This is a genomic window from Streptosporangiales bacterium, from assembly GCA_009379825.1.
Taxonomy (GTDB): domain Bacteria; phylum Actinomycetota; class Actinomycetes; order Streptosporangiales; family WHST01; genus WHST01.
Genome location: WHTA01000115.1, coordinates 1 through 12,179, shown reverse-complemented (window position 1 = coordinate 12,179; position 12,179 = coordinate 1). Strand labels below are relative to the sequence as shown.

The 12,179-nt window shown below is 69.0% G+C and carries 13 protein-coding genes and 2 pseudogenes; 7 read left to right on the top strand and 8 right to left on the bottom strand.

Translation table 11 applies throughout. The annotated features are described in order from the left end of the window. Nucleotides 1-459: 459 nt before the first annotated feature. Nucleotides 460-756, top strand: a complete 297-nt coding sequence (locus GEV07_29010; protein MQA06572.1) for a hypothetical protein — start codon at nt 460-462, stop codon at nt 754-756. A 106-nt stretch (nt 757-862) separates the two neighbouring features. Here the strand turns inward: GEV07_29010 and GEV07_29005 are convergent, their stop codons facing one another. Next, nucleotides 863-1,105: a hypothetical protein gene (locus GEV07_29005; GenBank protein ID MQA06571.1), complete on the bottom strand. Its 243-nt coding sequence runs from the start codon at nt 1,103-1,105 to the stop codon at nt 863-865. Nucleotides 1,106-1,347: 242 nt separating this feature from the next. On the opposite strand from GEV07_29005, the gene GEV07_29000 reads away from it, so the two are divergent. Beyond that, nucleotides 1,348-1,656: an antibiotic biosynthesis monooxygenase gene (locus GEV07_29000; GenBank protein MQA06570.1), complete on the top strand. Its 309-nt coding sequence runs from the start codon at nt 1,348-1,350 to the stop codon at nt 1,654-1,656. 156 nt (nt 1,657-1,812) lie between these two features. Here the strand turns inward: GEV07_29000 and GEV07_28995 are convergent, their stop codons facing one another. Continuing rightward, a complete protein-coding gene (locus tag GEV07_28995) occupies nt 1,813-2,073 on the bottom strand; it encodes a hypothetical protein (protein ID MQA06569.1) in 261 nt (86 codons plus the stop codon). Nucleotides 2,074-2,693: 620 nt separating this feature from the next. Between GEV07_28995 and GEV07_28990 the strand changes: the two are divergent. Next, nucleotides 2,694-3,142 (top strand): annotated as a pseudogene (locus GEV07_28990) (AAA family ATPase). A gap of 218 nt (nt 3,143-3,360) precedes the next feature. Beyond that, nucleotides 3,361-3,675, top strand: coding sequence for a DUF2188 domain-containing protein (locus tag GEV07_28985; protein MQA06568.1), 315 nt, complete (start codon nt 3,361-3,363; stop codon nt 3,673-3,675). An 18-nt stretch (nt 3,676-3,693) separates the two neighbouring features. On the opposite strand, the gene GEV07_28980 is transcribed toward GEV07_28985, so the two are convergent. The 3 genes from GEV07_28980 to GEV07_28970 all read right to left on the bottom strand — a co-directional run bounded on the left by GEV07_28980 (nt 3,694) and on the right by GEV07_28970 (nt 6,776). After that, nucleotides 3,694-4,449, bottom strand: coding sequence for an ABC transporter permease (locus GEV07_28980; protein MQA06567.1), 756 nt, complete (start codon nt 4,447-4,449; stop codon nt 3,694-3,696). Nucleotides 4,450-4,456: 7 nt separating this feature from the next. Beyond that, nucleotides 4,457-5,419 carry an ATP-binding cassette domain-containing protein gene (locus GEV07_28975; GenBank protein ID MQA06566.1) on the bottom strand — a complete coding sequence of 321 codons (963 nt, stop codon included), beginning with the start codon at nt 5,417-5,419 and terminating at the stop codon, nt 4,457-4,459. 718 nt (nt 5,420-6,137) lie between these two features. Continuing rightward, entirely contained in the window at nt 6,138-6,776 is a 639-nt protein-coding gene (locus GEV07_28970; GenBank protein MQA06565.1) for a PadR family transcriptional regulator, read from the bottom strand. 41 nt (nt 6,777-6,817) lie between these two features. Between GEV07_28970 and GEV07_28965 the strand changes: the two genes are divergently transcribed. Next, entirely contained in the window at nt 6,818-7,243 is a 426-nt protein-coding gene (locus tag GEV07_28965; protein ID MQA06564.1) for a GNAT family N-acetyltransferase, read from the top strand. Here GEV07_28965 and hutH read toward each other — a convergent pair. Further along, on the bottom strand, nt 7,224-8,762 hold the full coding sequence (gene hutH / locus GEV07_28960; protein ID MQA06563.1) for a histidine ammonia-lyase: 1,539 nt from the start codon (nt 8,760-8,762) through the stop codon (nt 7,224-7,226). The genes GEV07_28965 and hutH overlap by 20 nt on opposite strands. A 157-nt stretch (nt 8,763-8,919) precedes the next feature. Here hutH and GEV07_28955 point away from each other — a divergent pair, with 157 nt between their 5' ends. Then, complete coding sequence (locus tag GEV07_28955) at nt 8,920-9,390, top strand: DUF695 domain-containing protein (protein ID MQA06562.1); 471 nt, start codon at nt 8,920-8,922, stop codon at nt 9,388-9,390. Here the strand turns inward: GEV07_28955 and GEV07_28950 are convergent, their stop codons facing one another. Next, nucleotides 9,391-10,071, bottom strand: a complete 681-nt coding sequence (locus GEV07_28950) for a hypothetical protein (GenBank protein ID MQA06561.1) — start codon at nt 10,069-10,071, stop codon at nt 9,391-9,393. It abuts the gene before it with no gap. Nucleotides 10,072-10,097: 26 nt separating this feature from the next. Next, nucleotides 10,098-11,082 (bottom strand): annotated as a pseudogene (locus GEV07_28945) (ArsR family transcriptional regulator). A gap of 103 nt (nt 11,083-11,185) precedes the next feature. Between GEV07_28945 and GEV07_28940 the strand changes: the two are divergent. Next, nucleotides 11,186-12,028 carry an oxidoreductase gene (locus tag GEV07_28940; GenBank protein MQA06560.1) on the top strand — a complete coding sequence of 281 codons (843 nt, stop codon included), beginning with the start codon at nt 11,186-11,188 and terminating at the stop codon, nt 12,026-12,028. Nucleotides 12,029-12,179: the final 151 nt, after the last annotated feature.

Sequence of the window (12,179 nt, the reverse complement as noted above, 5' to 3'; positions counted from 1 at the left end):
TCACCGCCATAGACCAACGGAAACAGAAACGGCCACCAGCTACCGCCCCGGAACACGTGACCCCAAGGGCCCCGACCATGGCAAACAGCGCCGCCTCATCGACCAGTGAAATCCTCAACCCGCGGCCGGCGCCCGGACCAGGCAACACCAAATCATCATCACCCAACACCACCGGATGCGCACCAAAAACCTCAACCACGCCAGCATCACGCAACACTCTCGCCGCCAAGGCCTCGTGACCCAACCGCCCCCATCCATCAAAAGGAACGCCGATGAGTTCATGGTCATCAGCCATGACCGGCGCGGCAACGGGGGTAGTTCCAGGCGCTGTCACCCCCTGAACCCTCGATCCCGCTAACGGACCACAACGGCATCGGTATGCAGCTCGTCGACGCAACCAGTGGCGGGATCGGGGGGAGGAGTGGTGGCTACAGCGTTCAATGCCTAGGCTCACCGAGTATGGAGACCTCACAGACCGTCGAGACACTGGCCTTCATCCTTGTCGCTGTGATCGTCCTGGTGAGCATCGGAGGGGTCAACAGCAGGATCAAGAGTACCGACCGCAGAATCGCCCGAGTTGAGCACAAAATCGATCTGATCCTTGATCACCTGGATCTCAGTGAGGTCGACCCGGAGTTGAAACAGGTCGCCGCCCTTGCTCGGGCCGGGAAGAAGATCAACGCGATCAAGGTGTATCGCGAGATCAAGGATGCTGACCTGAAAGAGGCCAAGGAAGCCGTCGAGCGCATGGTCTAACCCTGATCTGCACGCCGATGCTACCGGCACGTTCCTCGGCCGATCAGCCACCGCGCGTGGCACCGATGCTCGCTCGGCGGCACGAGGGGTTCGAGAGGACGGGCAGCTACGAGACCGCCTTCGCACGGTCCAAGATCAGCTCCGGACCGCGATCGACCTCGTGCCGCGCAACAGGATCCAGGTCGTCAGTGTGTGCGCCGGGCAAGGCCACGATGTCGTGGGCGTAGTCGTAGATTCGAAGCGGCGCCGCGATATTCGCGCACGCCTGATCGAAATTGACCGCCGGAACGTCGACGAGGCCCGGCGACGAATCACAGCCGCGAACCTGACAGGCATCGAGGTTGTCCATGGTGATGCAGGAACCACCGATGCCAACATCGATACGACCATCGCCACGTTGCCGCAGCTGTGCCAGGAGGGCGCAGAGGTCATCCGGCAGACCCCTTCGCCGTAGCCCGACACCAGCTCGTAACGCACCCGCGAGACCTTCAGGTCGGCCAACGCATCTTCACCTTTGCCGATGAACAGACACTCATCGCCCTCGACCGGATCAAGTAATCTCGTCCTCGTTGACGAATTGAGGTCGATGCTGTGATCGCACGGATTTGGCGAGGATGGGCATCGTCCGCCATGGCGGACGACTACCAGAACCACTATGAAACCGATGTCGCTGAGCATCTTCGGCGGGTCACTGGGTTCCGCGGTGCACGGCTGTTACGCGAAGACGGCGACGAGGTGATGTTCATGTCCGTCACCTTCTTCGACAGTCTCGAGGACGTACGGCGTTTCGCCGGCGATCGCTACGAGCGTGCTGTCGTGGAGGAGGCGGCGCAGCGTGCCTTGAGCCGGTGGGACGACCACGTCAGTCATCTCGACGTCGCCGTCGAGATCCAAGCATGATCCGAGACATGCTGGGACGCCGAGGCTCTCGCCACGATGGCTGCTGCCCCGGCGCCCCAGGTTCCCGGTAGCGGTGGCGTGTGTTGCCGCCTCGCCGTTCCCCTAGCGTGTGCGAGACGGCGTGCTGCTACCGGTGCTGGTGCGTGGCCTCGGGTGTTAGCGGAGACTGCGTACCAGGACCGAGATCCCCTGGCCGATGCCGAGCCAGAAGAGCGCGGCGAGGCCGTAGTTGAGCAGGATGCGAAGTCTGGGCCACTCGGGGGTGAACAGGTCGTGGAAGAACCACGCAAGCGTGTAGGCGAGGTCGGAGACCACCATCACGAGCGGGTTGGCCTCGTTGGCGTCCAGCAGCGCGAACACGATCTGCAACGCGAGGATGGCCGCGAAGACGCTGGTGAGAATCGTCGCGATCGCCATCGTGAGGCGGACCGTCCGCGCGCGTGAAGCTCGGTCGCGATCGTCGTTCCGCCGGCGTGGTGGCTCGTCGCGGTCGTAGTAGTCGTCACGCATCTGTCGCCTCCGCCGTGATTCCTGCGGCTGCACGTACGTGAGCTCTTCGGTGTTGCCGTACCTCGGATCGGACATCGGGCCATTGTTGGGTGGCCATCACGTGGGTACCTCCTTTCGCAGACGCACCGTGGCGACACCATGACTGCTCATGGGAGCGTCTTCGAGGGCTTTCGTACGGCGGGTGCGGACCACCCGCGGTCGGTGTACTGCGGAAACGCTAACCGCCAGGATCGCACCGGCCGCAACCCGGCACGCCTGCCAGTACGCCCACAGTCCCGGATTTCCCCGGAGGTTGCGCTCAGCGACCGCGAGCCGGCTGACAACTGGTGCGAGCGCTATCAATCCGGGCACTTCACCTGCCCGATCCGAGGGGTGGGGTTACGAAGAGTCTCACCCGTCAATGCCGCTAGGTTCGGACGATGTCCGACCGCACGATGCCCTCGTTGAACACCGACGAGCACACGAACCTGGCAAGCTGGCTCGACGGGTGTGACGACCAAGCCCGCTCGGACTCTCGGGTGGTCTTCATGTGCGGGCCGGCCGGATCCGGCAAGTCGACCGTCGCCGCGCGCCTCGAGGGACAGGGCTACGTACGCCTCTCCATCGACGCGGGAGCCTGGGTGCGGGGCTACCGGGAGCAGCCGTTGTCTGACGACGTCGCCGCGCGATCGAGAGCCACCTCCGCCACCGGTTGCTCGCCCTGGTGTCGGACGGGATCGACGTGGTTCTCGACTACTCCTTCGGCACCCGTCGGATGCGCGACGAGTACCGCAGACTCCTGCAGCCGTACGGCGTCACGCCGACCGTCGTCTACCTGGCGACGCCGCGCGAGGTGGTGCTTCGCCGGGTCCGGGAACGTGCGGGCGACGGTGCGGACGCCGTCCGGCTGCCGGAGGAGGTCGCCGCCGGCTACTTCGACAGCTTCGAGCCGCCGACGTCCGATGAGGGCCCGCTGGAGGTGCTCGCCTCGTCGTAGCGCTCTGCGATCGTTCTGGCCAACGAAAAGTGGTACGAGCGCGAGCATTCTGGGCAACCGGGGCCGCCGATCCCGGCCCGCGGGCTACGAAGCGTCGCAGCCCGGCCGCTGGGATTTGCGGCACGTCGTGACGACGTGCAGGCTGCCCGGAGCCACTTGACCTGGGTCCCTGGGGGAGATGCCCCGCTCTGCCCGGCCCAGCTGCTTGACCGGTCACGGTGCCCGCTACCGTGCCCGTCCAGGCACTGCGAGGGACCGGCCTCAACGAAGGGGGGACCGTGGCACTGACACGTAACGAGTTCGTGGTCATACCGACCGGGACCGACTGGCAGATCAAGCGCAACGGCGAGGACTTCCTGGCAGTCCAGAGCAAGGAAGTCGCGGTCGACGAAGCCGTCTTCCAGGCCGCCAGGAGCGAGCCGAGCCACGTCGTCGTCAAGCGCCTCGACGGCAGCACCGAGGACGAGGCCACCTTCGGCGACGTCCCCGGAGCGCCGAGCGCCAACGGCCGGCACCAGTCGTGGTCGGCCTGACGGACGACTGACCGGCCGTCAGGCCGTCACCCGCCGCATGGTTCTGGTGCCGACCAACAGGCCGATCGCCGCGACCACGAGTACCGCTACGGCGCCCTGCAGCACCACGGTGTTCGCGACCTCGCCGGCGAACAGCACACGTTCGGCGTCCACCAGGTAGGTCAATGGGTTCACCTTCGCCGCCGCGAGCATCCAGCCGGGCGCGCGGTCGAGCGGCAGCATCATCCCGGACAGGATCAGCAACGGGAACACCACCGTCTGCTGCACCATCCAGAACATCCACTCCTGGTTCCGCACGGCCAGCGCCAGCGAGTACGACAGTGCGCCGAGCCCGACGCCGAGCACCGCGAGCAGCACCAGCCCGAGCAACGCACCGACCAGGTGCAGCTCGAACCCGAACGGGATCACCGCGAGGACGATCAGCACCGCCTGCACGACGAGCGGCACCATCTCCTTCAGCGCGCGGCCGATCAACAGCGACGACCGGCTCAACGGAGTGACCGTGAGCCGCTCGTGCGAGCCGGTCTGCATCTCGTACAGCAGGTTCGACCCGGTCATGGACGTCGCGAACAGGGCGACCATGACGAGGATGCCGGGCACGAACCACTGCCACAGTGACGCGCCCGGCAGTTCGGAGGTCCGGGCCAGCAGCGGGCCGAACAGCGCCAGGAAGATCAGCGGCTGCACCATGCTGAACAGGATCGAGAACGGGTCGCGCCACGCCGGCCGCAGCTCGCGCATGAGCACGATCCCGGTGTCGGTGACGAGCTTCATGGACGGGTTACGCATCGGCGTCCTCCTCGCGCAGGCTCCGCCCGGTGAGGGCGAGGAACACGTCGTCGAGCGTGGGGTGGTCCAGCTCGACGCTGACCGGTGGCACGCCCGCCTCGTCGAGCGCGCGCACCAGTGCGGGCAGCAACACCTCACCGCGGTCTACGCGTAACCGCACCGTGCTACCCGCCACGGTCACCGCACCGGGTGCCGCCAACCGCTCCGCGACGTCCGCGACCTGCTTGGCCGCGACCTCGTCGGCCGCGCCCACGGTGATGCGGTCGTCGGCGAGCTTCGCCTTCAGCTCGGCCGAGCTGCCGTCCGCGATGAGGCTGCCGTGGTCGATCACGATGACCCGTTCGGCCTTGGCGTCGGCCTCCTCGAGGTAGTGCGTGGTGAGCAGGATCGTCGTGCCGGCCTCCGCCCTGAGTCGTTCGATGTGCTCCCACAGGTTCGCCCGGTTGTGCGGGTCCAGCCCGGTCGACGGCTCGGCGAAGAACATCAGTGGCGGCCGGTGCATCAGCCCCATGGCGACGTCCAGCCTGCGGCGCTGCCCGCCGGAGAGCGTCTGCACCGTCCGTTTCGCGAGCGGGGCGAGGTCGAGCGAGTCCAGCAGCCGGTCGGCGCGTGCCCCGGCGTCGGCGCTCGCCATCCCGTAGCAGCGGCCCTGGGTGACCAGCTCGTCGCGCACCCGCTGGCTGTGACCCGCGCCGTTGCCCTGTCCGACGTACCCGATCCGGTGCCGCACCCGGTCGGGCTCCTTCGCGACGTCGTGGCCGGCGACCAACGCCTGGCCAGCCGTCGGCGCGAGCAGGGTGGTCAACATCCGCAACGTGGTGGTCTTGCCTGCGCCATTGGGGCCGAGGAACGCGACGAGCTCGCCCTCCTCGACGGTCAGGTCGATGCCGCGTACGGCCTCGACGGTCTGTTTCTTCACCCGGAAGTGCCTGGTCAGCCCTTCGGCGTGGATCACTGGCGACTCCATACTCAAACTTGTACTCAAATTTGGGCAAGCGACTTTAACTCGTTCCAGTGCGGATATTCAAGTTTGAGTACCCGCAACGCGCGGATGGGGACGCCTGGTCCGGCGAAGGACAACCCGTTGCGCCGGCCGTGATGCAGTCGAACTCGACAGCACTGCGAGTCTGCAAGATCCAGATGCGTGCGGCGAAACTGGCAATGTCCGGCCTCGGACAGGCCATGCTCAACGCCAAGTCGGAGCTCGAGGATGCCGAACGGCAACTCGCGTCGTTCACTGGACCGTATCGTCAACTCCCGCCCAGTGTTCAGTGTGAACGCCAGCTGGACGGCCGCAGCAGCTCTGGCTCCGACTCCTGCCGCAGCACTGGCTGAACCCCGACTACGACATCGGCCACGAGCTGAAGGAGCTCCGCCCTGCAGCTCGGCAGTGCCGCCGCAGCGTCTGACGATGTAAAAGAGTTCTTCATCGTGGGAGCCGGCATCGTCCGGTTCGGCCTCATCGGTGGTGGAACGGCGCGATCGCTGTCGGCGCCCTGACCATCCTCGGCGGTAGCGGCTACCTCGGCTGGCGGCCTGGCTCGAGGACAACAGGACCCTGGAGGAGTTCCGCAACGTTCGCGACTACCCCGGCGGTCTGACCCGTGCAGAGGCGGAATATGCCCAGACGTACATCGACGAGCTAGACGAGGCGCTTCGAGCAGTTACCTAGGTCAGGACTTCGCGGGCGGGTCGGTGGGGCACCACTGGCGGATCGGACCGGTGCGGGCCGGGGAGGTGCGGCTGCGTAGGGTGCCGAACGCCTTCGGGTCGTCGTCGGCCATCACGTACTCGCCGGCGGTCAGTCGGTCGATGAGGCCGCTGGTCCACTCGATGCTGCTGTTGACCGAGTGCGCCCACAGGCCGAACAGCTCAGGGAGATGCGACGGGCCGTCGCCGGCGCCGGCTGCGGTGTCGAGGTGCGCGGCGGCGTCGACCTCGTCCTGGAGGCCCTTCAGCCGTTCCTCCAGCAGCGTGACGGCCTCCGCACGGGGCAGCGCGGTGATGAACGCGAGGCCGGCGGTGAGCAGGTCGCGGCGGGTGCTCGGCTCGCGCAGGGCGTCGCGCAGCAGCCGTTCGAACGTCGCCTCGCCCTGGTCGGTGATGGTGTAGTCGACGCGCCAGTTCGGGCCGTCGCTCGCCTCGAGCAGTCCTTCCTTGGCCATCTGCCGCAGCGCGTGGTAGATCGAGCCCCACTTGACGTTCGCCCACTCCTCGGCGCCCCACGACACCAGGTCGTTGCGCACCAGGTAGCCGTGCGCGCACCCGTACACGCGCACGACACCAAGCACCAGCAGCCGTGTCGCCGACATGCGTTCAGGCTAGCCCCGACCGCCATGGCAAGCTCGGCGGTATGCAGCTCCGCACGGGTTCTGGTGCCGACGCCGCAGGCGTCGCCGCGTTGCACACGCACAGCTGGCAGACCGCGTACGCGGGGATCATGCCTGGCAGCTTCCTCACCGGCCCGCAGTCGGACGGCCGGGTGCTGGTCGACAACCTGCACGCGCACCCCGACCGCAGGCGCTCTGGCATCGGGCGACAGTTGGTGGGCCAGGTGTTCGCGTGGACGGCGGCGAACCATCCGGACAAGCCGGTCTACCTGCAGGTGCTGGACGACAACGCGCCCGCGGTCGCCTTCTACGAGCGCTGCGGCGGCGAGGTCACCGACCGCCTCGTAGAACAGTTCTCCGCCGGGTTCGAGCTGCCGGCGCTCGAGTACACCTGGCGGCCGGCCGCGGTACGCGCTGCCGCGTCGCCGGTCAGTCCAACGGCCCGGTGACCCGTTCCGCGGCGGCCACCAGGTCGCCGTCGGCCACCAGCGACACCGCCGCGTCGATCTCCGCGGCGAGGAACCTATCGGCGCCAGGGCCGGGGACGACGTCGCGCAGCCGGTCGCGGACCGCGGCCGTGGCCGGGGCGGGAGCCAGCGGGGCGCGCAGGTCCAGCGCCCTAGCGGCGGTGAGCAGCTCGATGGCGAGCACCCTGGTCAGCCCGTCCAAGGCACGGCGCAGCTTGCGGGCCGCGGACCAGCCCATGGAGACGTGGTCCTCCTGCATCGCACTGGACGGGATGGAGTCCACGCTCGCCGGCGCGGCGAGCCGCTTCAGCTCCGAAACGATCGCCGCCTGCGTGTACTGCGCGATCATGTGCCCGGAGTCCACGCCCGGGTCGTCGGCGAGGAACGCCGGCAGGCCGTGGCTGCGGGCCACGTCGAGCATCCGGTCGGTACGGCGCTCCGCGATGCTGGCGAGATCGGCCACGGCGATGGCGAGGAAGTCGAGCACGTAGCCGACGGGTGCGCCGTGGAAGTTGCCGTTCGACTCCACCCGGCCGTCGGGGAGCACCACGGGGTTGTCGATCGCACTGTCCAGCTCGCCCGCCGCGACCCGGCGCGCGTGCGCCAGGGTGTCGCGGCCCGCGCCCGCCACCTGCGGTGCACAGCGCAGCGAGTACGCGTCCTGCACACGGGTGTCCTCTGGACCCCGGTGCGACGCGACGATGGCCGACCCGTCGAGCAGCCGCCGCATGTTCGCCGCCGCGGCGGCCTGCCCCGGGTGCGGGCGCAGTGCCTGCAGGTCGGCCGCGAACACCCGGTCGGTGCCGAGCAGCGCCTCGACGCTCATCGCGGCCGTCAGGTCCGCGGTCTTCAGCAGGTGGTCGAGGTCGTGGTTGGCCAGGCACAGCTGGCCGAGCATGCCGTCGGTGCCGTTGACGAGCGCGAGCCCCTCCTTCTCCGCCAGCTGCACCGGCTCGATCCGCGCGGCAGGCAGCGCGGCAGCGGCGAGCAGCCGCTCGCCGTCGGCCGTGTGGACGTCGCCCTCACCCATCAACGCGAGCGCGACGTGCGCCAGCGGCGCCAGGTCGCCGGAGCAGCCGAGGCTGCCGTACTCGTGCACGACCGGCGTCAGTGCGGCGTTCAGCAACGCGGCAAGCGTGTTCGCCACCTCGGGCCTGATCCCCGTACGGCCAGAGGCGAGCGTGCGCAGCCGCAACACCATCAGCGCGCGGACGACCTCGCGTTCCACCTCTGGCCCGGAGCCCGCGGCGTGCGACCGGATCAGGCTCTGCTGCAGGTGGGCACGCAGCTCGGCGGTGATGTGCCTGGTGGCCAGCGCGCCGAACCCGGTCGAGACGCCGTACACCGGTGTGCTCGCTGCGGCGAGCTTGTCGACGATCGCGCGGCTCTCTGCCATCGCGGCGAGCGCGCTCGGTGCCAGCTGGACGGGCGCCAGGTGCCGCGCGACGGCGACCACCTCGGCTTCTGACAGGGCCTGCGGGCCCAGGGCTACGGTCTCCATACCGCCATCTCTACGACACACGTCCACCACCCGGAAGTGCCGCGCCACAGTCGTGTCTGGGATACGAGACACCGTGACCCGGCGCGTCGCCGGTGACCGTCCGCACCCACGGTGCCCGTAGCCGCCAGTTCGCCGAAAACTCTGCGAGCATGGGGCGATGGTCTACGAGAAGTACGCCAACATGGCTCAGCTTCCGGACACCTGGAATCTCCTGCACGGCGACCACGGCGGTCACCCGATGCTCGTACGCCTGAACACCGGTGCCGCTGCGCTCGCCCACCGCGGCACGCACGACATCAGGATCGGCGTCGCCGTGCCGTTCAACGAGCCGGACCCCGATGGCCTGCCGGAGATGGTCGAAGGCGACGTGCTGACCGTGTTCGAGGACCTGTTGATCGACATGGCAGGCAACCGCGGCACCCTCGTCGCGGTCATCACCGCGGCGGGCATGCGCGAGTTCGTCCTCTACGCCAGCGACGAGCAGTGGATCGACGACTTCCAGCGCGCCCTGAAGTCGGCCATGCCGAGCCACCAGGTGCAGGTCGTCGCGGAACGCGATCCCGAGTGGGACCTCTACCGCAGCTTCCAGCCGTGGCCGACCCGCCCCGCGAACCCGTGGCCAGGGTGATCACCGCGGCCTGGTGAACGCGCAGAACTCGTTGCCCTCGGGATCGGCGAGCACGTCCCACTCGACGGTGCCGTGGCGCGGCTGCACCATGCTCGCACCGGCATCGAACAACAGCTCGGTATCCGGTACGGCCACGTCCCAGTGGATGCGGTTCTTCCCGGTCTTCGGTTCCGGCACGTGGTTGAAGTCCATGGTGAGGATCGGCATGCCAGGCACGTTCTGCACCGTGGAGTACCCGTGCTCGTCGTCGAGGACCGTGGCGTGGAAGACCCGCGCCCACCAGCGCGCCTGCGCGGCGGCGTCGACGCTGTCAACGACCAGGCCGTGCAGCCGGCGCACGGGCAGCTCGCTGCGGAGGAACGCGCAGAACTCACCGCCTTCAGTGTCGGCCATGACGGTCCACACCCGGTCGTCGCCGGCCGGTACCAGCACCTCGGCGCCGAGCGCCCCCAGGCCGGCGAGGCTGCTGGTGTAGACGTCGAGGTGCACCCGGTGTTTGACGCGCTTCTCGGTGTCGACCCGGTTCAGCCACAGCACGCACGTCGAGTCGGGCCCGAACACGCCACATTCGCCGTTGTCGTACGGACGCAGCTCCAAGTCGAGCAGGTCGGCCCAGAACCTGCCGGTCCGCAGGGGGTCGGTGGCATCGAGGCAGACCTTCATGAACCGTGCACCGTCCATCGGGTGAGCGTAGACCCGCGTTCTGCTCAGCGCGACGTGGCGGCGTCGATCAGCGCCTCCGCGACCCGCGACCGCGCGTACAGCACGAACCTGCCGGTGCGGTGCGCGGTGACCAGGCCGGCCGTCCGCATGGTGCTGAGGTGCTGCGAGACGCCCCCGGGAGTCAACCCCGTACGGCGCGCCCGCTCCTGCGTGGACGCCGGCTCCTCCATCTCGGTCAACAGCCGCGCGCGGGACCTACCCACCAGCGCACCCAACGCCTCGGGCACGTCCACCGTGTGCCGCTCCCAGAGCGTGCCGATGCCGCGCGGCGGGTATCGCAGCGTCGGCTGCCAGTCCACGGACGTCACGGAGAACACCCGCGGGTAGGTGAAGACCAAGGCACCAACAGCAGCCCGCGCCCGTTCAGCTCGGCGTGCCTTGGCACCCGCCTGCGGGTGACGTAAAGCGTGTCGCCGTCCCACGTGATATTCGAGTCCAGGCCGTTGAACAGCTCACCGGGACCGCGCTCGGCGAGCAACCTCGCCCGGTAGAGCACGTCGCCGTCCAGCAGGCTCGCGATGCGGGACCAGTGCGGGGCGATGGTCAGCTCCCAGTACGCCTCGATCATCTCGACCAGCTCGGCCAGACCGCGTTCCGGGTCGGCGACGAGGTCGGGCAGCCGTACGGCACCCGCGGCCGCGAGATCCCCGACGTCGGTGCGCACCCGCTCAGCCGGCATCGCACGCAGGGTGGCGAGCTCGAGGCCGAGGTCGGGCGCCGACGTGGCCGGCGGCGGACAGACGAACGCGGAATCCCTGTCGTCGGCACCGGCACCAGCTCGGCGAGCAGCGTCCAGTCCAGCTCCGCCCGGCGTAGCTGGTCGAGCGCGAGCTTCGACCACAGCCGGTGCAGCGGATGCTCGCCCGGCGCCTTGAGGATGCGGACGCTCGCCACCACCTCCCACAGCGACGAGATGGCGAAGCGCGTGTTGGCCACGTCCCGCGCGGTGAACGGCACCCTGAGCAGCATCGGTCCCCCGGTTCGATTCAGCTCAGCCTAAATTCCTGGCTACGCGTGCCGCCAGCGGACAGGGTTGGTGCAGCCGTTCCCTTCCAGAGAGGACCCAGCGCCCATGGCGGACACCACCTTCCTGCTCGGCGGCGACCTCCCCGTGCACCGGCTCGCCTTCGGCGCCATGCGCCTCACCGGCTACGGTCCGGCGACCGACCCGGCCGAGTCGATACGCATCGCGCGCCGGGCGGTGGAGCTCGGCGTCGACTTCCTCGACACCGCCGACTCCTACGGGCTCGGCGCGAACGAGGAGCTGCTCGCCGCCGCGCTGCACCCGTACCCCGACGGCCTGGTGATCGGCACGAAGGCGGGACAGTGCCGGCCGACGGCCGGCGAGTGGATCCCGCTGGGTCGGCCGGAGTACCTCCGCCAGCAGGTGGAGCTGAACCTGCGTCGGCTCCGGCTGGACCGGCTCGACCTCTTCCAGCTGCACCGCGTCGACCCGCAGGTCCCGATCGACGACCAGATGGGCGCGCTGCGCCAGCTCCAGCAGGACGGGAAGATCCGCCACGTCGGCCTGTCCGACGTGACCGTCGACCAGATCGAGGCAGCGCGTGCCACCGTCGCCGTGGTCAGCGTGCAGAACCGCTACCACCTCGCCGACCGCGGTTACGAGGACGTGCTCACGTACTGCGAGCGGGAGGGAATCGCGTTCATCCCGTACCTGCCGATCGGCGGCGGCAGGCACCCCGAGCTGGCCGCGACGCTGGCCGAGATCGCCGGTGACCTCGGCGCGACACCCGCGCAGGTCGCGCTCGCCTGGCTGCTGCGTCGGTCGCCGGTGACGGTGCCGATCCCCGGCACGTCGTCGATGGCGCACCTGGAGGAGAACGTCGCCGCGCGCGACCTGCAGCTCGAGCCGGAGCAGTACGACCGGCTGTCCGCCGTCGGCGCGCTCGACTGAGTCAGATCTCGCGGTCGGCGCCCTGCGCGGCGATGATGCAGAACTCGTTGCCGGCCGGGTCGCGGAGCACCCACCACCAGGTGTCGCCCTCCTCGAACCGGCCGACGCGCTGTGCACCCAACGCCTCCAGCCGCTCGGCGCCCTGCGCGGC